Here is a 23,883-nt window from a genome sequence, read left to right as displayed (position 1 = left end):
AACCAAACTAGTACTACCTGGTTAATAAGGGCTCAACGAGCCAGACTTATTATTCAGCTTCTACTAAGCCTTCTTCTGCCTGCACAGCCAGATCTTGAGAACGGCCTTCGCGGACAGCAGTAGCAACAGCGCTCAGGTACAGGCTAACTGCACGGATTGCGTCATCGTTACCAGGGATGATGTAGTCAACGCCATCTGGATCGGAGTTGGTATCAACCACTGCGAATACCGGAATACCCAGGTTGTTAGCTTCTTTGATTGCGATGTGCTCGTGATCGGCGTCGATAACGAACAGCGCGTCTGGCAGACCGCCCATATCTTTGATACCGCCCAGGCTGTTTTCCAGCTTGTCCAGTTCACGAGTGCGCATCAGCGCCTCTTTTTTGGTCAGCTTGTCGAACGTGCCGTCTTGAGATTGGGTTTCCAGATCTTTCAAACGTTTGATGGACTGACGAACGGTTTTCCAGTTAGTCAGCATACCGCCCAACCAACGATGGTTCACGAAGAACTGATCGCAGTTGTTGGCTGCATCTTTTACCGCTTCGCTTGCTGCGCGCTTAGTACCAACGAACAGAATTTTGCCTTTGCGAGAAGCAATTTTGCTCAGCTCAGCCAGAGCGTCGTTGAACATTGGTACAGTTTTTTCAAGGTTGATGATGTGAACTTTGTTACGTGCACCGAAGATGAATGGCTTCATTTTCGGGTTCCAGTAACGGGTCTGGTGACCAAAGTGTACGCCAGCCTTGAGCATATCGCGCATGGAAACAGTTGCCATGATTACCTCTATTAATTAAGTATGGGGTTATGCCTCCACATGTCCCATTGCGCCGACCCCATCCGGTGAAACACCTCAGGAGCACCCCGGCGAACGTGCCGACATGTGTGTGTTATTTACACAAAGTGAGTTTAGTCGATGTGGTTGAATACCGTATAACCGATATCCAGCCGGATCATCGGCGCGCTTTATACCATAAATCCCCCAGCGACACCAACATTTGTTATTCAATCGTCCACAAATCAGAATGATAGTTTGGCAAGCCAGCGGCATGGCTGGTAACATAAGTTATTAGTTATCGCTCTTAATTTTTGTGCTTAACAGGCACCTGCGGACAATCATCAATGGCAATTTCAATTAAAACTCCTGAAGACATCGAAAAAATGCGTGTAGCTGGCCGTCTGGCTGCCGAAGTCCTGGAAATCATCGAACCCCACGTGGTACCGGGCGTGAGCACTGCCGAATTAGACAGAATCTGTCACGATCACATCACCAACAAGCAGCAGGCCATTTCTGCTTGTCTGGGCTACCACGGCTTCCCGAAATCCGTCTGCATCTCCATCAACGAAGTGGTGTGCCACGGCATTCCTAGCGAAGAACGCATTTTGAAAGACGGCGATATCGTCAACATCGACGTCACCGTGATCAAAGACGATTTCCACGGCGATACGTCAAAAATGTTTATCGTCGGCAAACCCACCATTCTGGGTGAGCGCCTCTGCCGCATCACGCAGGAAAGCCTCTATCTGGCACTGAAAATGGTTAAGCCGGGCATTCGCCTGCGCACGCTGGGCAAAGCGATCCAGCAATTTGCGGAAGGGAATAACTTCTCCGTAGTGCGTGAGTATTGCGGTCACGGCATCGGCAAGGGCTTCCACGAAGAGCCACAGGTGCTGCACTACGATGCAGACGACGGTGGCGTCGTGCTGCAAGCGGGTATGGCATTCACGATCGAGCCTATGCTCAATGCCGGTGATTACCGTATTCGTACGATGAAAGACGGCTGGACGGTAAAAACCAAAGATCGCAGCTTGTCGGCACAGTACGAGCATACTATTGTGGTAACCGATAACGGCTGCGAAATAATGACGTTGCGAAAGGATGACACCATCCCCAACATCATCACGCATGAACAGTAAACACTAAGCCGGCAGATGCCGGCTTTTTTTATGGGCTGCGCTATGACAGATAACCGCTTTTCGCCAGACAGTACACCACCTGACGCTGCCTCATCAAACAGCCCTATAGACCCCATTGCACCCGCACAGTTGCCCGCTTCACCGCTGACCTACGCGGATGACATGCTAGATTGTCAGACGTTAAAACAGCAGTTGGAACTGTTTCAGCTTTGGCTCGGTTCAGAATTCCGCTCCGGCGTCAGCGCAGAAAAGCTGATTGATGCCAGAACCTTGTTCATCGATCGCCTGTTGCAGCGGCTATGGTATTTCTACGGCTTTGAAAATATCGCGCAAACGTCGCTGGTCGCCGTAGGCGGATATGGCCGCGGTGAGCTGCACCCGCTTTCCGATATCGACGTGCTGGTATTAAGCCAGACCGCGCTGAGTGAAGAACATTCCCAGCGCGTAGGCCAATTCATCACCCTACTGTGGGATTTGAAGCTGGAAGTTGGCCACAGCGTCAGAACGTTGGAAGAGTGCTTACAGGAAGGACGCGCCGATATTTCCGTCGCCACCAACCTGATCGAATCCCGCATGATATGCGGCGACGTCGCCCTATTTCTCTCGCTGCAAAAAAACGTATTCAGTGATGAATTTTGGCCGTCAGACACGTTTTTCCCGGCAAAAATCGCCGAACAGCAGGAACGCCATCAGCGCTACCACAGCACCAGCTACAATCTGGAACCCGACATCAAGAGCAGCCCGGGCGGGCTACGCGACATTCACACGCTGCTGTGGGTCGCGAGACGCCACTTCGGCGCGACGTCGCTCAATGAAATGGTAGGTTTCGGTTTTCTAACCGAGGCCGAGCGTAAAGAGCTGAACGAGTGCCAAAGCTTTTTGTGGCGCATCCGCTTCGCCCTGCATTTGATCCTGCCGCGTTACGACAACCGGCTGCTGTTCGACAGGCAGTTGAACGTCGCACAGCTGCTGCAGTATCAGGGCGAAGGCAACACGCCAGTCGAACGCATGATGAAGGATTTCTACCGTATGACGCGTCGCGTCAGCGAGTTGAACCAGATGCTGTTGCAGCTCTTTGACGAAGCAATTCTGGCGCTGGACGCGAGTGAAAAGCCCCGCCCGATTGATGATGAATTTCAGCTACGCGGCAATCTGCTAGATCTGCGCGATGAAAACCTGTTTATCAAAAAGCCGGAAGCCATCATGCGCATGTTCTACCTGATGGTACGCAACCGCGACATCAGCGGCATTTACTCCACCACGTTGCGCCAACTGCGCCATGCTCGTCGCCATCTCGCCAGCCCGCTTTGCACCATCCCAGAAGCGCGCCAGCTGTTTATGAATATTCTGCGCCACCCGCATGCAGTAAGCCGCGCGCTGCTGCCAATGCATCGCCATAGTGTGCTGTGGGCATATATGCCGCTGTGGGGAAACATCGTCGGTCAGATGCAGTTCGATCTGTTTCACGCTTATACAGTGGATGAGCACACGATCCGCGTTCTGCTCAAGCTGGAAAGCTTCGCCGACGAGGATACGCGGCCACAGCATCCGCTGTGCGTCGAGCTCTACCCTCGCCTGCCCCAGCCCGAATTATTGCTGCTGGCCGCGCTGTTCCACGATATCGCCAAAGGCCGTGGGGGCGATCACTCTGAACTGGGCGCGCAGGATGTGCTGGAGTTTGCGGCGCTGCACGGACTGAATTCGCGTGAAGCTCAGCTGGTTTCCTGGCTGGTGCGCTGCCACCTGCTGATGTCCGTCACCGCACAGCGTCGTGACATTCAGGATCCCACCGTCATTCAGCAATTTGCTACGGAAGTGCAGAGCGAAACCCGTCTGCGCTATCTGGTCAGCCTGACGGTTGCGGATATCTGTGCCACCAATGAAACGCTGTGGAACAGCTGGAAACAGAGCCTGTTGCGTGAACTCTATTTCGCGACGGAAAAACAGCTGCGCCGCGGCATGCAAAATACGCCAGATTTACGCGAACGTGTCCGGCATCACCGTTTGCAGGCGCTGGCGCTGCTGCGTATGGACAATATTGATGAAGAAGCGCTGCACCACATCTGGAGCCGCTGCCGGGCCGATTATTTCCTGCGCCATTCGCCAAACCAGCTTGCCTGGCACGCGCGCCACTTGCTGGAGCATGATGTCAACAAACCGCTGGTGCTGATCAGCCATCAGGCCAGCCGTGGCGGTACAGAGATTTTTATCTGGAGTCCAGACAGACCTTATCTTTTCGCAGCGGTCGCTGGTGAACTGGATAGACGCAACCTAAGCGTGCACGATGCACAGATTTTCACCAGCCGCGACGGCATGGCGATGGATACGTTCATCGTGCTGGAACCGGACGGCAGTCCGTTGGCGCAAGATCGGCATGAAATGATACGCCACGCGCTGGAACAGGCGCTGACACACCGGAGCTATCAACATCCGCGCGTACGCCGACCGTCGCCCAAGCTGCGGCACTTCAGCGTACCAACGGAAGTCAACTTCCTGCCGACGCACACGGACAGACGCAGCTACATGGAGCTCAGCGCGCTTGACCAACCGGGGCTGCTGGCACGTATCGGTGAAATTTTTGCCGATCTTAACCTGTCGCTGCACGGCGCACGCATTTCCACGATCGGCGAACGGGTAGAGGATCTTTTCATTCTGGCCGACAGCGACAGACGGGCATTAAAGCCGGATTTACGCCTTAAATTGCAAGAACGGTTGACAGAAGCCCTTAACCCAAACGATAAAGTACCATTGAGTTAATTTTTACAATCAGGAAAGAGAAATCAGGATGCACCAACAATTACAGAACATCATTGAGACGGCTTTCGAGCGCCGCGCTGAAATCACTCCGGCAAACACAGACACCGTCACGCGTGAAGCCGTCAATCAGGCTATCAACCTACTGGATAGCGGCGCGCTGCGCGTTGCAGAGAAAATCGACGGCCAGTGGGTTACCCATCAGTGGCTGAAGAAAGCCGTGCTGCTCTCTTTCCGTATTAACGATAACCAACTTATCGAAGGCGGAGAAACACGCTTTTTCGACAAAGTACCAATGAAATTCGCTGACTATGATGAAGCGCGTTTCCAGCGTGAAGGCGTGCGCGTTGCACCGCCAGCCAGCGTGCGTCGCGGTGCTTATATCGCACGCAACACCGTGCTGATGCCGTCTTACGTCAACATCGGCGCTTACGTTGATGAAGGCACGATGGTCGATACGTGGGTAACCGTCGGTTCTTGTGCGCAGATCGGTAAAAATGTTCACCTGTCCGGTGGCGTCGGCATCGGTGGCGTTCTGGAGCCGTTACAGGCTAACCCAACCATCATCGAAGATAACTGCTTCATCGGTGCGCGTTCTGAAGTCGTGGAAGGCGTTGTTGTTGAGGAAGGTTCCGTCATCTCCATGGGCGTGTTCATCAGCCAAAGCACCCGTATTTACGATCGTGAAACTGGTGAAATTCACTATGGCCGCGTCCCGGCTGGCTCAGTTGTGGTTTCCGGCAACCTGCCGTCCAAAGATGGCAGCCACAGCCTGTACTGTGCAATCATTGTGAAGAAAGTGGATGCGAAAACCCGCGCTAAAGTGGGTATCAATGAGTTATTACGCTCCATCGACTAAACTAGAAACGGCGGGTTAATCACCCGCCGTTTTTTTATGTACGAGAGATAAGTTATTTATATGTTCCCTAAATACTTCGGTATGGCGGGTATAAACAGCGTAGGTTCTCGCTGGCATGATAATCAGGACTATCTAAAAACCGAGAAGGTGACGCTATGTATGACAATCTAAAAAGCCTGGGCATTACCAATCCCGATGATATCGATCGCTATAGCCTGCGTCAGGAAGCAAACAACGACATCCTGAAGATCTATTTTCGTAAAGATAAGGGCGAGTTTTTCGCTAAAAGCGTGAAGTTCAAGTATCCGCGCCAGCGCAAAACCATCGTGGCAGACAATTCTGGACAGGGCTACAAAGAGATCAACGAGATCAGCCCAAATCTGCGCTACGTGATTGATGAATTAGACAAGATCTGCCAGCAGGAACAGGTTGAAGTCGATCTGAAACGCAAAATCCTTGACGATCTGCGTCATCTGGAAAGCGTGGTTTCCAACAAAATTACCGAAATCGAAGCGGATTTAGAGAAGCTGACCAAGAATCGCTAAGCGCGATGATCTCAACAGACCGCAAACGAAAACGGGAGCACAACAGGCTCCCGTTTGTCATTTCAGCACGGCATTACTGCGCGTCAACCAAATCAGCCCATGCTTCAACCCACGGGCATGAAATCACTTCCGGCTCAGGGTGCTCGACGGCATCAACGTCCAACACATCACCCAGGCGCTTAGCACCGATTTCCTGCAATAACGCATCGAAAAGATGGCCACCCGCGCAGAAGTTCGGGTAACTGCTGTCGCCCAGCGCAATCACGCCGTAGCGCAGCGCAGGCTGGTAACCGCCTTTCTCACGCAGTGCAGCGTAAAGCGGAACAATAGAATCAGGCAACTGGCCTTGCCCCGTCGTCGACGTGACAACTAAAACCGTATGTTCGCGGTAGTCCAGCCAAGACTCCAGCGTCGCATCTTCAAAGACCTTAACGTCATGGCCACGATCCCTGAGGATATTTTCGGCTTCTTCGGCCACCAGCAATGCATTCCCGTAGACCGTACCAACAAAAATACCAATCTGCGCCATGCTTCTGACTCCCTTTTTAATTCGATATATTTAATTAAAAGTAATACGCCAGGTATTACCCGACGGAATGCTCGCTATCCTGACCTGAGTCGGCAGGAAACTCAACCCCTTCAAACTCAGGGAGAATCCCCTGCCAGCCAAACTGTGTCATCACACCCTGCCACGGCGCATCCCAACGTGCTTGCAACGTCAATGGCTGCCCGCTCACCGGATGATTCAGCTGTAACTCGCTGGCGTGCAGCATGAGCCTGCCGCAGGAGAAGTGCGATTCCATACCGCGATTGTGTCGCAGGTCGCCGTGCGCGGTATCGCCGATAATCGGATGGTGGATATGTGACATATGACGGCGGAGTTGGTGTTTGCGCCCGGTCTGTGGCTTCAACTCCATCAGACTGTAGCGTGCCGTTGGGTAACGGCCGATGGCAACCGGCATCTCCACCTGCGCCAAAGAACGGTAATGCGTGACGGCAGGCTGCGGAGCCTTATCAGGATTGGTAAATTTGTCGGCAATCTTGTCCAGCTCTTCGGTGAGCGCATAATCGATCACACCATCATCCAGCACATAGCCCCGCACAACGGCATGATACATTTTCTGCATCTGATGCGATTCAAACTGCTGGGATAACGCACGCGCGACCTCGCTGGACAGCGCGAGCAGCAACACGCCGGATGTCGGCCTGTCGAGACGATGAACGGTATACACATGCTGCCCGATCTGATCGCGCACAGTCTGCATCACCACGACTTTTTCTTTGCGATCCAGCCAGCTACGATGGACTAACCAGCCGCTGGGTTTATTGACGGCGACCAGATGCTCATCCTGATAAATAATCTCAAGCATCGTGCGTTGCGCCATCCTGTGCATCCGGGCGGAACAGTTCATCAAGCTGCCCGATACGCAATAGAACCGTAGCCGTCTCTTCTGGCGTGCCTTCCAGTGCTTCTTCAAAATAAGGCAGTAAAACCAGCTCAGCGGGCAGTGCGAGCTCGCTGTCCAATAAGGCATGCATACGCGGCAAAAAGACCCACTGCAACCACTCTTCGGGTTTCATGGTATCGAGGCTGAAGGGCTCGGTGCTGTTAAACGCCTCCTCTTCCGGCGGGACAACCTGCCAGAAAGGGCTTTCCCTCAACGCGCGCTCAATATCGAATAATGACTGACGAACCTGGTTCTCTCTACTCATGCGGTTTCTCGCCCTTGACGCCAACAGTAATGGCGGCAAAGCATAGCACTGATATCAGCCTGACCCAATCGCCAGTGAAAAGACAACTCGGCTACTCACTCACCCCAGGCACATTCTCCATTTCTTGCTCAAACAGCGTGCAAAATCCCTCTAAATTGGAGAACAGTTGCTGCGTTTGCTCTTGGCCCAGCGCCCCAAAAGCGCGCTCACTTAATATCTGCGATTGCGTCAAAATCGGTTGAGTACGCTTTTTCCCCCGCTCAGTCAGCGTCAGGATCTTTTCCCGCTTGTCATGTTCGCTTTCGGTGATATCAATCAGCCCTTGTTCTTTGAATAACTTGCAGATGCTAAACACGGTTTGTTTGGGCAGACTCCATCGCTCACAAATGTATTTTTGCGTGCATTTTCCGTCAGGGGATACCGCCAAAGAGTGCAGCACCGCAAAGGCGTTTTGATTAAAGCCTAACTTCTTCATCCATTGCTGAAACAAGTTATCAAGGTGATTGAGTTGTCTGCCTAACTCATCTAATCGGTGCATATGAAATATCCTACAAATGGGCTAATCGCTTAAAATCGCCAGGGTAATAAAATCCACGCACTGCATTATCTACCCAACATATTTCGGGTGACAGAGGCATTGATAGAATTACCTGACCCATCCATAGGCTTTGCGCTATTGGGAACGGCAGCCGCTCAACTCCGCGTTGCCACTTCCCCAGTCACTGACGCTCGCCAGCTTCCGGGGAAGTCATTCGGCGACGGCTTTCCATGCCGCAGCACTATATTGGATAAGAACGCTATTGGATAAGAACTATATTGGATACGAACGGTATTGGGTACGATGTACGTTAGTACACTTTTTCCCCTTTGAAATAGGTCGCCAACACCTTGGTATCTTTCAGTTTTTCCAGATCCGCATTGCCAATATCGGTATCCACGATAATAAAGTCGGCATTTTTTCCTTCTTCAAGACTGCCGGTGATGTCGCTAATACCAAGCTGCTTCGCGCCATTAATCGTGTAAGCCTGCAAGCTTTGGCTGAATGTCATTGCCGCCTCGGTTGGGGGGAGATAGCCGGCATTTGGCTGACCGCGTTTGATGGCATGATACATTTGACTGAACGGGTTCACCGCATCAAAGGTATTCGCAGGATAATCAGAGCCGAACGTTACCGCGACGCCCTCGCGTGCCGCTTGTCCGAGCAGGAATTGGTGATGATAAGCGTCGTGGCCAATTTTGCCCTTGGTTTCATCTTTTTCATACATCACCGCCCAGTTTGGCGTCGTTTGCAGGAATAAATTGTCTTTCATGGCGGCAAACTTCTGCACGCCCTGCGGCTCAAACACCTGGTTGTGGGCAATCACGCGGGCCAACTGCGGGTTAATTTTTTTGTTAGCCTCAAAGGCGTCTAAAATCGACTGCTGTGCTTTATCGCCTATCGCGTGTACATGCACAGAGAAGCCCGCTTTCAACGCCGCAGCGACATTGTCGTTAATCTGTTGCTGGCTTAAAAATGGCTCGACGACGTTACCGTTGGGATAAGGCAGGTACATCGCCCCTGAATCCATTTCAATCGTGCCATCCATAAATAATTTATACAGATTCATCGACAAATTACCCTGATGATATTTTTCACGCAGGGCTTTAAAGCTGGCAATATTTTGTGCAGTCGATTTGGCCGCATCATAAAAATAACCGCGCTGATAATAGACCTTCAGCTTCCCCTGATCGTTTAAGCGAGCAATGGCAGCCACTGTCGTGCTAAACGTATCGCCGACGTCGGTAATCGCTGTAAAACCCAGCGAGTGGTAGGTCTTTAAAATCGGTTGGAGTTTCTCGGCAACGTTCTCGACCGCGTTAAATTGCTGTGCATCGATAACATTGTGCATCGCACTTTCGTGCATAAAACCGGTAGGATTGCCTTTGTTATCGCGCTCAAAATAATGCTTACCTGGAATAGGATCGGGCGTGTTCGCATTGACGCGGGCGACCTTCAACGCTGCACTATTCGCCCACCCTGCGTGCATACCGCTGTCATAGACCACGATCGGAACGCTCTCAGACACCGCGTCTAAATCAGCAGCAGTCGGCAACGTTCCTTGCGGCAACCCCAGCGAGGCAACATTAAATCCTTGCGCCAACAAATAGTGGGCTTTCGGGTGTACGGCTAAATACGCTTTTAATTGGCTAAGAATCTGCGGCAGGGTTGCTGCGCCGTTAACATACACAAAATCACCCGCTTCCATCACGGCTACCGTTGCAGGATGAGCGTGACTTTCAATAAAGCCAGGCAGTACCGTTTTTCCTTCTACATCAACCAACTCAGTCGCCGTTGCTTTGAATGGCTTTGCGTCATCACTTCCACCGATGTAGATAATTTTGCCCTGATCAACCACCAGAACGGACGCCGTTGGCTGCCGATCGTTAACGGTATAAATCCGTGCATTTTCATAGACGGTGTGTGCGAAGGCGTGACTGGTGAACAGACCGAGTGTGACTGACAGCATTTTTACATTGAATTTCATCACTGCATTTTCCTTTGCTAAATAGTCCGATAATTTACTAAAAAATTAATTTAGTAAATTTTCAGACTAATTGCAAATTCTGCACGCTGTCTAAACGTAAATATTCAGCGATGACTTAGGTATCACGTTTTGCGTATTTCTGCTTCGCGGGCGCTACATCTCTGCGCTCAGGGGAAAGGCGTTTGTAATACAGGAAAAAATAATACAGGCAAAAAATTGGGGGTACTGATTGCTCAGTACCCCCGGTTCGTTTTATAGCTATCCCGCTACACATTTGCATCCCTGCTCATCCGTGAAAACTTTTCCTTTTTGGTCGTCCTAACCCACAATCCTTGCTGGCGTCCCACTTTCGTCCTGACGTTTCCATCCTGTATCTTCCGTGATTCAATCCCTTTAGGCTCCTGCCCCACCGATATTCCTAATCGGCTCTCGGTCTCCTTCCTGGAGGTGTCCCTGATTTCATCCTGAAACCATGTTTCTTCCTGAAAACGGTTCTTCTTCCTGAAAACAACGCTTCTTCCTGAAGCTACTGTTCCTTCCTAAAACAGTGTTTATCCTTAAAACAGCGTTTCTTCCTAAAACAATGCCTCTTCCTGAAACAATGTTTCTTCCTGAAAACAACCCGAGTGCAGTAACGTTATTTTGTTACCCATAGTAACGGTTACACACACTGTAACCGGTTACTAACTTAAGTAATAAGATGTATTAATTGTCAGCTTTCAGCAAGGGGTAATTGACAGTGTTTCTCAACACCCCTTCAGTGATACTGCGGATTTTTGTTATAATTAACTAATTAATAATGGAAAAATAAAAATGAAACATATTTTCAACATTAAAGATAAGACATTTCTTACAGAGAATGTAAGAGATCTCTCACAAAGCAGAAAGTGAAATTCGATTAACCATTAGACCGCTAATGGATTAAGGCCAGAAAGAAACATCGACAACGTTGGCGCTAAGGTCTGACGTTTTTTGGTGCCGAATTCTTCCAGGATGATTTCCCCGGAAACATTACACAGCGACACCATTGTCAGCTCTGAATCGGTCGTTGCTAAAAACAGCGTCGGCGTGAGCTTAAGGCGTTTTTGCGTTAATAAATGACCAATCAGATTCTCCTGCATCCGGGTGAAATCCTCTTCGCTCCATACCTGCAACAGCTGGCACGATAGCGAATCAAACTGCGCTGCCATATCCCCGGCATACTGCGCGGTGTAAAAAGCATGAACATCAGGATGCAGGCTGATTTCCAGCGCACGTTCTACACCATCCAATGCGGCTGAAGGCACAAAAGGCTGTGGCGACCAGTAAACCGTATCGTCATGATTTTCGACAATACACGGGGAAGGTATGCCGTAAAGGGCTTCACTGGCAGGCAAATGTCCTTTTTCCTGCTGCCAACAAGCAACATAGCGCTGGGTAAACGCCGCCAGTGCTGAAACAACCTCATGTTCCATAACTTTTCTCATCACTCTTTTAGTCAGGTTACACTATTCGCCATCACGCTTATTACATCAAGGTAACAGCATGTCCGTCTATGACAAGCATCAGGCCCTAAGCGGGCTGACACTGGGCAAACCCACTCCCTATCATGACCGCTATGATGCCGCACTTCTGCAACCCGTGCCACGTAGCCTGAACCGCGATCCACTCGGCATTTATCCTGACAGCCTGCCTTTTCATGGCGCGGATATCTGGACGCTCTATGAACTTTCCTGGCTGAACAATCGCGGCGTGCCTCAGGTAGCCGTGGGTGAAATGCATCTCAATGCGGAAAGCCTGAATCTGATTGAATCAAAAAGTTTTAAGCTGTATCTGAACAGCTTTAATCAGACGGCATTCGACAGTTGGGAAAACGTTCGAGCAACGTTAGCCAAGGATCTGGCGCACTGCGCTCAGGGGGATGTCAGCATCACGCTGTTCAAACTCAGCGAGCTTGAAGGCCAGCCGATAGCGGGATTCACGGGCGATTGCATCGACGATCAAGACATTCAGATCGACAGCTACGACTTCAACGCCGACTATCTGGCGACCAACGAACAGGACGCACCAATCGTTGAAGAAACGCTGGTCAGCCACCTGCTGAAATCCAACTGTTTGATCACCCATCAACCCGACTGGGGCTCGGTACAGATTCATTACCGCGGCAAGCGCATCAACCGTGAAGCGCTGCTGCGCTACATTGTCTCGTTTCGCCATCATAACGAATTTCACGAACAGTGTGTGGAACGAATTTTTAACGACATCATGCGCTACTACCAGCCGGAAAAACTTAGCGTATATGCCCGCTATACCCGCCGCGGCGGGCTGGATATCAACCCGTGGCGCAGCAACACGCCATTTAACGCGCCAAATGGACGCCTGCCGCGCCAGTAACCGACCGATAAGTCACAGGCTTGCACGGTAATATGCGTAGCGTCACGCAAGTTAGGCAGCAGACTTCTGCCAACATTGGAAAAAATGATGGCAGCGCGTTAAGGTGGTGTGCCAGACAACAGAAGATCCATAACGTCTGAACGGTGCTCAAGTAGGTTTCATTTAGGCTCGCGGTATTTAACGCATGCGCGTTCCGCGTGGTGTCTTAAATGAATGACATTCGTGCCGTGCTGCTGAAACGTCGAGCGTGTAACAACGGAACGTGCTCTCGGCAGCCAGCATGGCATCGCGAATTATATTGCGTTTCAAGGAGCAAAATTGATTACACATATCAGCCCATTGGGATCGATGGATTTGTTATCGCAGTTGGAAGTGGACATGCTGAAAAGCACAGCCAGCAGCGATCTCTACCGTTTGTTTCGCAACTGTTCCCTCGCCGTACTGAATTCCGGTAGCCAGACAGATAACAGCAAAGAGCTGCTGTCTCGTTATGAAGATTTTGATATCAACGTGCTGCGCCGCGAACGCGGTGTCAAACTGGAACTGGTGAACCCGCCGGAAGACGCCTTCGTTGACGGCAACATCATTCGAGCCTTGCAGGCTAACCTGTTCGCCGTATTGCGCGACATTCTGTTCGTCAACGGCCAAATCGCCAGTGCAGGTCGCTATCAGAACCTGAATCTGGAAAATTCTGCCCATATCACCAATCTGGTGTTCTCTATCCTGCGTAATGCCAGGGCGCTCCACGTCGGGGAAGAACCGAACATGGTGGTCTGCTGGGGCGGCCATTCTATTAATGAAATCGAATACCAGTATGGCCGCAAGGTAGGCAGTCAGCTCGGTCTGCGTGAACTGAATATCTGCACGGGCTGCGGTCCGGGTGCGATGGAAGCCCCGATGAAAGGTGCCGCCGTCGGTCACGCGCAGCAGCGTTATAAAGAAGGACGTTTCATCGGCATGACCGAACCGTCCATCATTGCGGCCGAACCGCCGAATCCGCTGGTCAATGAACTGATCATCATGCCGGATATCGAAAAGCGTCTGGAAGCCTTTGTCCGTATTGGACACGGCATCATTATTTTCCCCGGCGGGGTCGGAACGGCGGAAGAGTTCCTCTATCTGCTGGGCATCATGATGAACCCGGAGAACAGCGAGCAGGTGCTGCCGATTATCCTGACCGGACCGGAGGAAAGTGCAGACTATTTCCGCGTGCTGGACGAATTCATTGTTAGCACGCTGGGTCGTCAGGCGCGTCGTTACTACTCGATCATCATTAATGACGCCGCAGAAGTTGCCCGTCAGATGAAGAAAGCGATGCCGCAGGTGAAAGAAAGCCGCCGGCACACGGGCGATGCCTACAGCTTTAACTGGTCACTGCGCATCGCACCCGACCTGCAACTGCCGTTTGAGCCGACACATGAAAATATGGCTGACCTCAATCTGCATCCGAATCAGCCCGCCGAAGAGCTGGCTGCCGCGCTGCGTCGGGCGTTCTCTGGCATTGTGGCTGGTAATGTGAAGGAAGTCGGTATTCAGGCGATTGAGCAACGTGGGCCGTACAAAATTCACGGCGACCCGCAGATGATGAAAAGCATGGATACGCTGCTACAGGGTTTTGTCGCCCAGCAGCGCATGAAGCTGCCCGGCAGCGCCTATATTCCCTGCTACGAAATCTGTTCCTAACGGTTTACCGCTCGGTCGTACCTATGTGGGGAAGCTCAGCTTCCCCCCTCTTATCACATCAGGAATTACGCGATGCCCGTCCATTTGCTGATTGTCGACGCGCTCAATCTGATACGTCGCATTCATGCGGTACAAGGTTCGCCCTGTATCACGGCATGCCAACATGCGCTACATCAGCTCATACAACACAGCCAGCCTACGCATGCTGTCGCCGTCTTTGATGATGAAGATCGCGATACCAGTTGGCGTCACCAACTCTTGCCAGACTACAAGGCAGGACGCACGCCAATGCCGGAGAACCTGAAGCAGGAACTCCCACAGATTAAAGCGGCGTTTGCCGCCGTTGGCGTAGCAAGCTGGCATAGCCCCGGCAATGAAGCCGACGATCTGGCGGCTACGCTGGCCGTCAAGCTTTCATCCGCGGGTCATCAGGCAACGATCGTGTCGACCGATAAAGGATATTGCCAGCTACTGGCACCACACATTCAGATCAGGGATTACTTTCAGAAACGCTGGCTGGATCTGCCGTTTATCGAACAGGAATTTGGTGTGTCACCGCAGCAGCTTACGGACTATTGGGGACTGGCAGGCATTAGCAGTAGTAAGATTGCGGGCGTCGCAGGAATCGGTCCTAAAAGTGCCGCACAGCTCTTGCAACAGGCGGGGAGCCTAGAGGCGTTATATCAGCAGTTGGATGCCGTACCAGAGAAGTGGCGTAAGAAGTTGGAACAGCATAAAGACATGGCGCTGATCAGTCGGCAGGTTGCGACGCTGCGTACCGATTTAACGCTTAATGGCAATCTACAGCAACTGAGGCTGCTGGTGCAGAATAGCGCTCAGCCGCATTCTCACTAGCAGATAAATACGGATGCGTACCTGAGTGATCTCAGATACGCACCAGCTCGAGACTATCGCTCGTCGCGACGGCCGGGCACCGCGCTCCAGAAACGGCGAACATGCACGGTGATTTCCTCGCGGTCATGGTACAAATGCTTGGCATGCACTTCAGCATTAATCCCATTTTCGCTTAGGCGCTCACGCAGCACGGCCAGATTCTGCGACACTTCTTCATAGCGCTTCTTCATCGGCAACTTCAGGTTGAATATCGCTTCACGACACCAGCCCTTGATTAGCCAATCACTCATCAGGCTGGTGACTTTCGCGGGCTTTTCCACCATGTCGCATACCAGCCAATACACGTTATTACGCGGTACTTCGAAACGGAAGCCATCCGCCTGATGGTGCATCACCTGTCCGGTGTCCATCAGGCTCGGTGCCATTGGGCCGTTGTCTACCGCATAAACCATCATGCTGCGTTTAACCAGTTGGTAGGTCCAGCCGCCGGGGCAGGCACCTAAATCCACCGCGTACATGCCGCTGCCCAAACGCTCATCCCACTCGTCGGCAGGAATAAAGACGTGAAACGCTTCTTCCAGCTTCAGTGTCGAACGGCTTGGTGCATCAGAAGGGAACTTGAGGCGTGGAATCCCCATATAAAACGGTGAATTGTTATTGCTATAAGAGTAACCGGCATAGCAGCAGCCTGGCGCAATAAACAGCACATGCAGCACCGGACGATCCGCTTTTTCATAACCCAGCAAAATTTTGTGCTCACGTAATGCAGCACGCAACGGCACGGTAAATTTGCGGCAGAACTTCATCAGCTCTTTACTTTCATTGGTGTCGGGAACTTCAACCCGCAGCTCTCCTGCACGTTCAATGGCTCCCGTCAGCATACCAACGATTGGCGTGATGCGGTCTTCTGGCGGCAGGTCGCGCAGCAGTTCACCGCTCACGAACATCTGACGAGCAAAAATCAGCTCATGAAACGGCAGCGTTTTGACCAGCCGTTCGGCATCTTCATGCTGATAGCATTCAAACACGACGTAGCCGCTGTTCTCTTTTACCCGCGCGAAGCCGAACGCATTATGCTGCGTGGCTTTTTCCGTTATTTCCGCTGCACATTCTTTTTCAAACCCAGGGCGGCAATACAAAATGACTTTATTCATGGCGTTTAGCCTTTCTCTTCAGACGCAGTGCGCCAATCAATATTAATATCCACCCCACCAGAAAACAGGCTCCGCCAATCGGCGTTACATAAACCCACAGCTTCAGGTGAGAAAGCGCCAGACAGTACAAACTTCCGCTGAAGAGTACCGTTCCCAACGCCAGAAAAACGCTGCTCCAGTAAAACCACAGATTGGTTCGCTGTTGCATCGCAACCGCTAGCGCCAGAATCGCCAACGTGTGAAATGCCTGATATTCAAGGCCGGTATGTAGCCAGCCCAGCTCCGTTGCGCCCAGCGTTTTGCTGAGAACGTGAGAGCCAAACGCGCCCAGCGCGACAAAAGTGAAGCCGCTGATAGCAGCAAACACCAGCATGAAACGACTATTCATCGTATTTACCTATAATCGTTGTTGCCTATAAACGAGGTTGCAGACAAAGACCACCGAGCGGTAGTAACGGATAGATCGTAAAGTCGCTGTAAACACGTCCCTGTGCGCTCGGCTTGCGCCATCCATGGCGCAAACGCTTTACTCTTCTATTCCGTTACTCCGTGCAAATAGATCTGTCATCAGTCTGAAACGTAGTTATCTACGTGAGTTATTCGGTCATCAATCTTCGACAACCCGCGACACGGCTTCAGCGCGTGCCGTTGTCATAGCGGAAGCGAAATTTTTCCTGTTCGCTGGCTGCCCGCGCCAGAATCCAATGGCGAAAGGCGGCTATTTTACCCAGTTCTGCCTGACTGTCATGACATACCAGATAAAAAGCATTCCGACTGACCAGAACATCGTTAAACGGGCACACCAGTCGCCCGGCTTCAATTTCCGTTTGCGCCATTACATTATTCGCCAGCGCTACGCCCTGCCCGTGAATCGCCGCCTGCAACACCATCGCGCTGTGGCTGAAAATCGGCCCTTGCTGCACGTTAATCTGCACGCCAAGCTGGCGCGTATAGGACAGCCAGTCACGACGTGATGCATCGTGCAGCAGCGTATGTGCAACCAGATCGTCCGGCGTTTTTAACGGGTGATTCCCCGTCAGCAACACAGGCGAGCAAACTGGCAGCAGATATTCGGCATACAGCTTTTCAACCCGCAACCCCGGCCAGTTTCCCCGACCGTAGAAAATCGCGACATCCACATCATCCGCCAGACGATCTTCATCACGATCCACCGCCTGAATTCGCACATCAATCCCTGGATAGTCGGAGTTAAAACTCGAAAGACGCGGCACCAGCCAATGAATGGCAAAGCTCGGAAGCAGGCTGACCGTTAACGCGCCTTTGGCGCTGCGGGATTGCAGCTTACGGGTTGCCTCATTCAAAGAAGAGAAGATCTCTTTGATATCAAGATAGTAACTTTGCCCCTCTTCCGTCAGTAGCAGGGAGCGATTACGACGGCGGAATAATTTAAGCCCCAGGAAATCTTCCAGTGACTTAATCTGGTGGCTGACGGCAGCCTGCGTAACAAACAGTTCTTCTGCCGCTTTGGTAAAACTTAAATGGCGAGCCGCCGCATCAAAAACGCGCAATGCGTTGAGCGGAGGGAGACGTTTTGACATGAATGAAATCTTTTGGTTTACGCTAAATCAGCGATTTATCAGGCACATTCGTACCCAATAACGCTTAAGGTGTAGAAAGGCGACAATTGGAAATCGCCCCAGCCGATCCGCTGTCTACACGATCAAAGCCATCGACAGCGACCAACCTCTCCACAACGAAAAGATGACGGGTACAACTATTAGTTTTTGTAATCCGAGACATTATAATTTGTCCGTTGAGGATGTACCAGCAAATACCTATATTAGCGCAACTTCCTGGGCCGGAACGAAAAGTGCGGAGGGGTGACCTGAGGTGCTTTTGGCTTGTGGTTGTGATGTTGTGTTTGCTATTTGTTTGTCTGCCTTTTGCAGATGTGGTAGCGAGTCTACCCTATTCACTTCCTGTACATTTACCCTGTCTGTCCAAAGTGATTTTTTGTGTAGCACCGCAAATTGCGGTGCTTTTTTTTTGCTTACGTTTCACACCTGAATGCCATGACAGGCAACGTGTGATGATGGGCAAACGGTACTATTTCCCTTTCGCCATTTCTTTCACATTATCACGGTTAATTTGCTGCTGCTGACCGTAGGCATCGGTATAGCTGATCATACCCGTCTCATCATCAACCTTCGGTTTCCCCTCTGCGACGATGGTACGACCGTCATTGGTATGCATGACGTAATTACTGGAACAGGCTGCCAGAGAAAACGCCATCACGATAGCGGCAAAAATAGAAATTTTATTCTTCATAGTTAACCCTCAATGAATTTAAATATTTTTTAGTTAACTTTATGCATCAGGAAATCCTGAAAATTAACACTTTAAAGCGTAGCAATAGTTGCTTTTTTTTCCATAAAATCGCATTAAGCATAGTCCTAAACTTGTCTCTCTCGACAAAATGGGACAGGATCTGCCCTCCAAAAGAGGATGCTCATGACACCGTTTAACCCCGCCACCTTTCGCCAACAGTTCCCCGCTCTCCAGCATTCAACTGTCTATCTTGATAGCGCCGCGACCGCACTGAAGCCGCAGCCCGTTATTGATGCAGTGCAGGCGTTCTATGGCAGCGAGAGTGGTACGGTGCATCGCAGCCAGCATCGCGGTGCGCAGGCGTTAACCCAGCGTTTTGAAGGCGCTCGTGAGCAAGTTGCCGCTTTGCTCCACGCAGACGACCCGCGTTCCATTGTCTGGACCAGAGGCACAACGGAAGCGATCAATCTGGTCGCACAGAGCTATGCCCGCCCTCGCCTTCAACCGGGCGACGAGATCGTCGTGAGCGAAGCAGAACATCACGCTAACCTCATTCCGTGGCTGATGGTGGCGCAGCAAACGGGCGCGAATATCGTGAAGTTACCGATAGGCGCGGACTGGTTACCGGATATCGAACAGCTCGCCACGCTGATCACGCCAAAAACCCGCCTGCTGGCGCTGGGACAGATGTCAAACGTGACAGGCGGCCAGCCCGATCTGGCGCGTGCGATTGCGCTGGCCCATAGTTATGGCGCGGTCGTGATGGTTGACGGCGCGCAGGGCATCGTTCACTGCCCGCCCGATGTACAGGCGCTGGATATCGATTTCTACGCGTTTTCCGGGCACAAGCTTTATGCCCCAACAGGGATTGGCGTGCTGTACGGCAAAACCGCCTTGCTGGAAAGCATGATGCCATGGCAAGGCGGCGGGAAGATGATGACGCAGGTGTCCTTTGACGGCTTCACACCGCAGGCGATTCCACAGCGCTTTGAAGCGGGAACGCCGCACATCGCCGGCGTGCTGGGCCTGTCTGCGGCACTAGACTGGCTGACCACGCTGGACTGGCACGCCGCAGAGCAGCATAGCCAGCAGTTGGCGCAGCTTGCCGAAACGTATTTAGCGCAATTCCCAGGCTTTCGCAGCTTCCGTAGCCCGCATTCCAGCGTATTGTCCTTTGATATTGCCGATGTCCACCACAGCGATCTGGTGACGCTGCTAGCCGAAAGCGGCATCGCACTGCGCGCCGGACATCACTGTGCGCAGCCGCTGATGGACGCACTCGGCGTCAGCGGCACGCTCCGCGCCTCGTTTGCCCCGTATAACAACCAACAAGATGTTGCTGCGCTGATCGCCGCAGTGGGCAACGCCCTTGAATTACTGATCGACTAAACCATGACCCAGACAACTGACACCACGCATCCTTTTGGCCACCACACCACTGTCGCCGACCTGCTGGCACGCTTCGATGCCTGCCGCGCATGGGAAGATCGCTATCGGCAGCTCATTTTGCTGGCAAAGGCGTTGCCAACGCTGCCCGACGTGCTGAAAACCGAGGAAATTTCATTATCCGGCTGTGAAAATCGGGTCTGGCTAGGTTATCAACGTCAGGAAGACGGCAGGCTGCACTTTTACGGCGACAGCGACGGGCGCATTGTGCGGGGATTACTGGCGGTATTGCTAACCACCGTAGAGGGAGAAACGCCAGAAGCACTATTACAGCACGATCCGCTGGCGCTGTTCGATAGGCTGGGGCTTCGTGCTCAGCTCAGCGCTTCACGTTCAAGCGGACTGGCGGCGCTGGCCGCCAGAATCAAGGAGATTGCCGAACAAGAGGCCGCGGACAAATAGCGGGATTCGCGCTATTTCTGTGCCGCAGACGCTCTTTCCTTTTTCGCTATCATCTTCTTCAGCGCATGAGAGACCGCAACAAACCCAAAGGTTGCGGTGACCATCGTCGCAGCGCCAAAGCCTGACGCACAATCCATACGCATCACCCCATCAGCCGTGCTGCGCGACGCACAGACGGAACCGTCAGGTTGCGGATAAACCAATGGTTCGCTGGAAAACACACAGTCGATGCCCAGCTTTCCTTTGCTGTTCTTCACTACGTTAAAATCGTGCTTTAACCGCTCGCGCAGCTTAGCAGCCAGCGGATCCTGAATCGTTTTCGCCAGATCGACTACCTCAATCCGAGTCGGATCGATCTGCCCGCCCGCACCGCCGGTTGTCACCACCGGGATCTTATAGCGACGGCAGTAGGAGAGCAGCGCCGCCTTCGGACGCACGCTGTCGATGGCGTCAATCACATAGCTGAAGTCTTGATCAAGCAATTCGGCCACGTTTTCCGCGCTGATGAAATCATCCACGCAGGTGACGCGACACTCCGGGTTGATCGCCAGAATACGTTCAGCCATCACTTCCGTCTTCGACTGTCCGGTGTGCTGACGCAGCGCGTGAATCTGCCGATTGGTGTTACTGACACACACATCATCCATATCGATCAGCGTGATCGCGCCGATACCGGTACGTGCCAACGCCTCAGCCGCCCAGGAACCGACGCCACCAATGCCAATCACGCAAACGTGAGCCTGAGAAAACAGCGCCAGCGCCTGTTGACCATATAACCGCGCGGTGCCGCCGAAGCGTTGCAAATAGGCTTCGGATAATTGCGTACTCATTCAACCAACCTTACGAAAACAAAATCACAGGAAAATAAAACCGCGAGAAAAAGCGGCTCAGGATAGCGCTAAACCCGCACGACATCCACCAGACAGCTCATGGCGTTCGGTCCCTGCGTCAGCGGCGACGTGCCGATATCCAGCGTCAGTACGTTCGCATTGCCTGATTGTTCAATCGGATGCCACGTTTTCTGGCCGAAGCCGGGCTCAAACCAGGCACCGGTGGACATAATCACCACGCCCGGCGTGACGCCGTCGGTAATCTGTACGCCCGCCAGAATACGGCCACGCGCGTTTCGGACTTCCACCTGCGAACGATCGACGATATCCCGTGCAGCAGCGTCCTGCGGATGCATGTAAAGCGTCTCTTTTCCTGCGGTTTTATTTGCGGCGACCTGCGGCGTAGCGGCCAGTTGGCTGTGCAAACGGTCGGACGGCTGAATGGAAATAAAGTGCAGCGGCCACTCTTCCGTGCTTTTGGCTCCCAGCCATTCAACGGGAGGCTGCCACTCAGGATGCGGCGCAAAATCCGCATAGCCATAGCTGGCGATGGCAGAGCTAAACAGTTCAATTTTACCGCTTGGCGTACTTAGCGCATGCTGCTGCGGATCGCGGCGGAAATCCTCAAAGAACACAAATGGCTTTTCATCCATCGGAATTTCTACATGTCCCTGCTGCCAGAAATCCTCAAATGACGGCCAGCGGTCAGCGGCATCTCGCTGCCTTGAACGGCATTCATCATAAAGGTGTTCCAGCCACTGCTGCTCACTGCGATTTTGCGTGAACACGTCGCCATAACCCAGACGCTCCGCCAGTTCGCTGAAAATATCCACGTCATTACGCGCTTGATGCTGCGGCGCAATCGCCTGATGCATGGCAAAGATAAAGCGATCGCGGGATGAGCCGCCGATATCATTACGCTCCAGCGTGGTGGTGACGGGCAGCACGATGTCCGCCATCTGCGCCGCTGGCGTCCAGACGATATCCTGCACAATCACCGTATCGGGCTTGCGCCAGCCGTCCACCAAACGGTTCAACTGCTGGTGATGATGGAACGGGTTACCGCCAGCCCAGTGAATCAGATGAATATCGGGATAAGTATGGGTTTCGCCCTGAAAGGTATAAGGCGTTCCCGGATGCAGTAGCATATCGGCGATACGCGCCACGGGGATCGCTTTCCCCGCGTTCGGGGTTGATGGAGAAGCTGGCGCAGGCGTTGAAATACGCTCGTTGCCGACGCTGTTCATCGAACCGTGGCCGAAGGAGAACCCACCACCCGGTAACCCCACCTGCCCCAGCATGGAAGACAGCGCAATCATCATCCAGTAAGGCTGTTCGCCACGGTGGGCACGCTGCACGGAGTAAGAGCAGGTAAGGAAGCTGCGTACACCGATCAGCTGCTGTGCCAGACGTCGGATGCGCTCGGCGGGAATGCCCGTGATGTCGCTGGCCCATTCGGGGGTTTTCACCACGCCGTCGCCACGACCGTGCAAATAGTCACTCAGTTGCTCGTAGCCAACGCAGTAGCGTTGCAGGAAATCCTTATCGTCAGCACCCAAGCGCTGAATTTCATAGCCCAGCGCCAGCATCAGGGCGACATCGGTATTCGGGCGGATAGGAATCCACTCGGCATTCACAAATTCAGGGCAGTCATCGCGCATCGGGCTGATGTTAATGACCGGAATCCCTTTCGCCACCAGCGCTTCCAGCGCGGGCTTAAGCGTGTGATGCCCGGCACCTCCGGATGCCACCTGTGCGTTTTTCAACGCCAGACCGCCAAACGCCAGGAAAATATCACAGTGCTCGGCGACGCTGCGCCATTCGGTCACCTTGCCCGTCAGCGGGTGAAAGGTGCCAATCACGTACGGCAGGAAGAACTGCGCCGCGCCCCAGCTGTAATTGCCCTGCTGATCGACCGCGCCGCCGCCGGAGAAATAGAAGCGTCGAACCTGAGAACGCGCATGGTGATAGCGTCCGGCAGACGACCAGCCGTAAGAGCCAGCAAACAGGCCGTCCGCACCGTAGCGATCGCGGATACGGCGATTCTCCTGCGCGACCAGATCGAGCGCGACGTCCCAATCCACTTCAACAAAATCTTCCCGGCCACGCAGCGTTCTGTCGCTGTTTTCGCGCTTCTGAAGCCAGGAACGGCGCACAGAAGGCCGACGGATACGTCGGTCGGAATACACCAGCGGCACGATGGAATCGAGCATGGCGGACGGTGCAGGATCGTCGGCAAACGGCTCGCAGCGAATCAGCTTGCCGTCTTCAACCACAGCGGTAAACGCGCCCCAGTGCGCAAGATGTGGATAACGTTTAATCGCCATGACAACCTCAGAATAATTAATTAGCAGGCTGGATAATAACCTGAATTATCCGTGCTCCCAACAGCAAGAAGAGTGAATAGCTTATGCGTAATGTGACATTACTTATCCATATTTAAACGTTCGTTTAAAACACACGTTGGGCTAGGGTTTAACCAGAAAATAAAGAGTAGGTTCAGGCCGTTTTATTATTTTTTCGTTATTCAAACCAGGAACG

General features: G+C 52.6%; 22 protein-coding genes. 9 read left to right on the top strand and 13 right to left on the bottom strand.

Annotated features, from left to right (window positions below):
* Positions 1-49: 49 nt before the first annotated feature.
* Positions 50-775: a 30S ribosomal protein S2 gene (rpsB, locus tag HP572_RS02445; protein ID WP_010284816.1), complete on the bottom strand. Its 726-nt coding sequence runs from the start codon at positions 773-775 to the stop codon at positions 50-52.
* Positions 776-1,119: 344 nt separating this feature from the next.
* On the opposite strand from rpsB, the gene map reads away from it, so the two are divergent.
* From map to HP572_RS02425, 4 genes are all read left to right on the top strand, one after another.
* Entirely contained in the window at positions 1,120-1,914 is a 795-nt protein-coding gene (gene map, locus HP572_RS02440; RefSeq protein WP_014914446.1) for a type I methionyl aminopeptidase, read from the top strand.
* 42 nt (positions 1,915-1,956) lie between these two features.
* Positions 1,957-4,671 carry a bifunctional uridylyltransferase/uridylyl-removing protein GlnD gene (gene glnD / locus HP572_RS02435; RefSeq protein ID WP_039510962.1) on the top strand — a complete coding sequence of 905 codons (2,715 nt, stop codon included), beginning with the start codon at positions 1,957-1,959 and terminating at the stop codon, positions 4,669-4,671.
* A gap of 28 nt (positions 4,672-4,699) precedes the next feature.
* Positions 4,700-5,527 carry a 2,3,4,5-tetrahydropyridine-2,6-dicarboxylate N-succinyltransferase gene (gene dapD / locus HP572_RS02430; RefSeq protein WP_010284812.1) on the top strand — a complete coding sequence of 276 codons (828 nt, stop codon included), beginning with the start codon at positions 4,700-4,702 and terminating at the stop codon, positions 5,525-5,527.
* A 155-nt stretch (positions 5,528-5,682) separates the two neighbouring features.
* Complete coding sequence (locus HP572_RS02425; protein ID WP_010284811.1) at positions 5,683-6,072, top strand: DUF3461 family protein; 390 nt, start codon at positions 5,683-5,685, stop codon at positions 6,070-6,072.
* Positions 6,073-6,145: 73 nt separating this feature from the next.
* Here HP572_RS02425 and HP572_RS02420 read toward each other — a convergent pair whose 3' ends face one another.
* From HP572_RS02420 to syd, 6 genes are all read right to left on the bottom strand, one after another.
* Positions 6,146-6,601, bottom strand: a complete 456-nt coding sequence (locus tag HP572_RS02420; RefSeq protein ID WP_205552931.1) for a flavodoxin — start codon at positions 6,599-6,601, stop codon at positions 6,146-6,148.
* Positions 6,602-6,656: 55 nt separating this feature from the next.
* Positions 6,657-7,442 carry a tRNA pseudouridine(65) synthase TruC gene (gene truC / locus HP572_RS02415; RefSeq protein ID WP_095702031.1) on the bottom strand — a complete coding sequence of 262 codons (786 nt, stop codon included), beginning with the start codon at positions 7,440-7,442 and terminating at the stop codon, positions 6,657-6,659.
* Positions 7,435-7,785 carry a YqcC family protein gene (locus tag HP572_RS02410; RefSeq protein ID WP_240584698.1) on the bottom strand — a complete coding sequence of 117 codons (351 nt, stop codon included), beginning with the start codon at positions 7,783-7,785 and terminating at the stop codon, positions 7,435-7,437. Before HP572_RS02410 ends, truC begins: the two co-directional genes overlap by 8 nt.
* Before the next feature lie 91 nt (positions 7,786-7,876).
* Positions 7,877-8,323: a MarR family winged helix-turn-helix transcriptional regulator gene (locus tag HP572_RS02405; protein WP_240584697.1), complete on the bottom strand. Its 447-nt coding sequence runs from the start codon at positions 8,321-8,323 to the stop codon at positions 7,877-7,879.
* A 310-nt stretch (positions 8,324-8,633) separates the two neighbouring features.
* Positions 8,634-10,310, bottom strand: coding sequence for an amidohydrolase (locus tag HP572_RS02400; RefSeq protein ID WP_240585676.1), 1,677 nt, complete (start codon positions 10,308-10,310; stop codon positions 8,634-8,636).
* A gap of 905 nt (positions 10,311-11,215) precedes the next feature.
* Positions 11,216-11,764 (bottom strand): SecY-interacting protein, encoded by a 549-nt coding sequence (gene syd, locus HP572_RS02395; RefSeq protein ID WP_205552937.1) that lies wholly within the window; start codon positions 11,762-11,764, stop codon positions 11,216-11,218.
* 70 nt (positions 11,765-11,834) lie between these two features.
* Here syd and queF point away from each other — a divergent pair, with 70 nt between their 5' ends.
* From queF to xni, 3 genes are all read left to right on the top strand, one after another.
* Positions 11,835-12,683, top strand: a complete 849-nt coding sequence (gene queF / locus HP572_RS02390) for an NADPH-dependent 7-cyano-7-deazaguanine reductase QueF (RefSeq protein WP_240584696.1) — start codon at positions 11,835-11,837, stop codon at positions 12,681-12,683.
* Positions 12,684-13,001: 318 nt separating this feature from the next.
* On the top strand, positions 13,002-14,366 hold the full coding sequence (ppnN, locus tag HP572_RS02385; protein WP_010284789.1) for a nucleotide 5'-monophosphate nucleosidase PpnN: 1,365 nt from the start codon (positions 13,002-13,004) through the stop codon (positions 14,364-14,366).
* 72 nt (positions 14,367-14,438) lie between these two features.
* Positions 14,439-15,221: a flap endonuclease Xni gene (gene xni, locus HP572_RS02380; RefSeq protein WP_240584695.1), complete on the top strand. Its 783-nt coding sequence runs from the start codon at positions 14,439-14,441 to the stop codon at positions 15,219-15,221.
* A gap of 53 nt (positions 15,222-15,274) precedes the next feature.
* Here the strand turns inward: xni and rlmM are convergent, their stop codons facing one another.
* From rlmM to HP572_RS02360, 4 genes are all read right to left on the bottom strand, one after another.
* Positions 15,275-16,375, bottom strand: coding sequence for a 23S rRNA (cytidine(2498)-2'-O)-methyltransferase RlmM (gene rlmM / locus HP572_RS02375; protein WP_039284025.1), 1,101 nt, complete (start codon positions 16,373-16,375; stop codon positions 15,275-15,277).
* The gene (locus HP572_RS02370; protein WP_010296354.1) at positions 16,368-16,763 is read right to left on the bottom strand and encodes a DUF423 domain-containing protein; all 396 of its coding nucleotides are present in this window, start codon (positions 16,761-16,763) and stop codon (positions 16,368-16,370) included. Before HP572_RS02370 ends, rlmM begins: the two co-directional genes overlap by 8 nt.
* Positions 16,764-17,010: 247 nt before the next feature.
* A complete protein-coding gene (locus HP572_RS02365) occupies positions 17,011-17,934 on the bottom strand; it encodes a transcriptional regulator GcvA (protein WP_010296350.1) in 924 nt (307 codons plus the stop codon).
* Between the two features lie 508 nt (positions 17,935-18,442).
* Complete coding sequence (locus HP572_RS02360) at positions 18,443-18,664, bottom strand: YgdI/YgdR family lipoprotein (protein ID WP_005975888.1); 222 nt, start codon at positions 18,662-18,664, stop codon at positions 18,443-18,445.
* Positions 18,665-18,847: 183 nt separating this feature from the next.
* On the opposite strand from HP572_RS02360, the gene csdA reads away from it, so the two are divergent.
* Both csdA and csdE read left to right on the top strand, forming a co-directional pair.
* Positions 18,848-20,053, top strand: a complete 1,206-nt coding sequence (csdA, locus tag HP572_RS02355) for a cysteine desulfurase CsdA (RefSeq protein WP_240584694.1) — start codon at positions 18,848-18,850, stop codon at positions 20,051-20,053.
* A gap of 3 nt (positions 20,054-20,056) precedes the next feature.
* On the top strand, positions 20,057-20,512 hold the full coding sequence (gene csdE / locus HP572_RS02350; RefSeq protein WP_240584693.1) for a cysteine desulfurase sulfur acceptor subunit CsdE: 456 nt from the start codon (positions 20,057-20,059) through the stop codon (positions 20,510-20,512).
* Positions 20,513-20,523: 11 nt separating this feature from the next.
* On the opposite strand, the gene tcdA is transcribed toward csdE, so the two are convergent.
* Positions 20,524-21,342, bottom strand: coding sequence for a tRNA cyclic N6-threonylcarbamoyladenosine(37) synthase TcdA (tcdA, locus tag HP572_RS02345; protein WP_240584692.1), 819 nt, complete (start codon positions 21,340-21,342; stop codon positions 20,524-20,526).
* A gap of 68 nt (positions 21,343-21,410) precedes the next feature.
* Positions 21,411-23,669 carry a molybdopterin-dependent oxidoreductase gene (locus tag HP572_RS02340; RefSeq protein WP_240584691.1) on the bottom strand — a complete coding sequence of 753 codons (2,259 nt, stop codon included), beginning with the start codon at positions 23,667-23,669 and terminating at the stop codon, positions 21,411-21,413.
* Between the last annotated feature and the right edge of the window lie 214 nt (positions 23,670-23,883).

Origin of the sequence: Pectobacterium sp. PL64 (assembly GCF_022477975.1) — a bacterium.
Lineage (GTDB): Bacteria > Pseudomonadota > Gammaproteobacteria > Enterobacterales > Enterobacteriaceae > Pectobacterium > Pectobacterium jejuense.
Note: the sequence above shows the minus strand (reverse complement) of the source record. Positions and strands in the feature narration are given on the sequence as shown.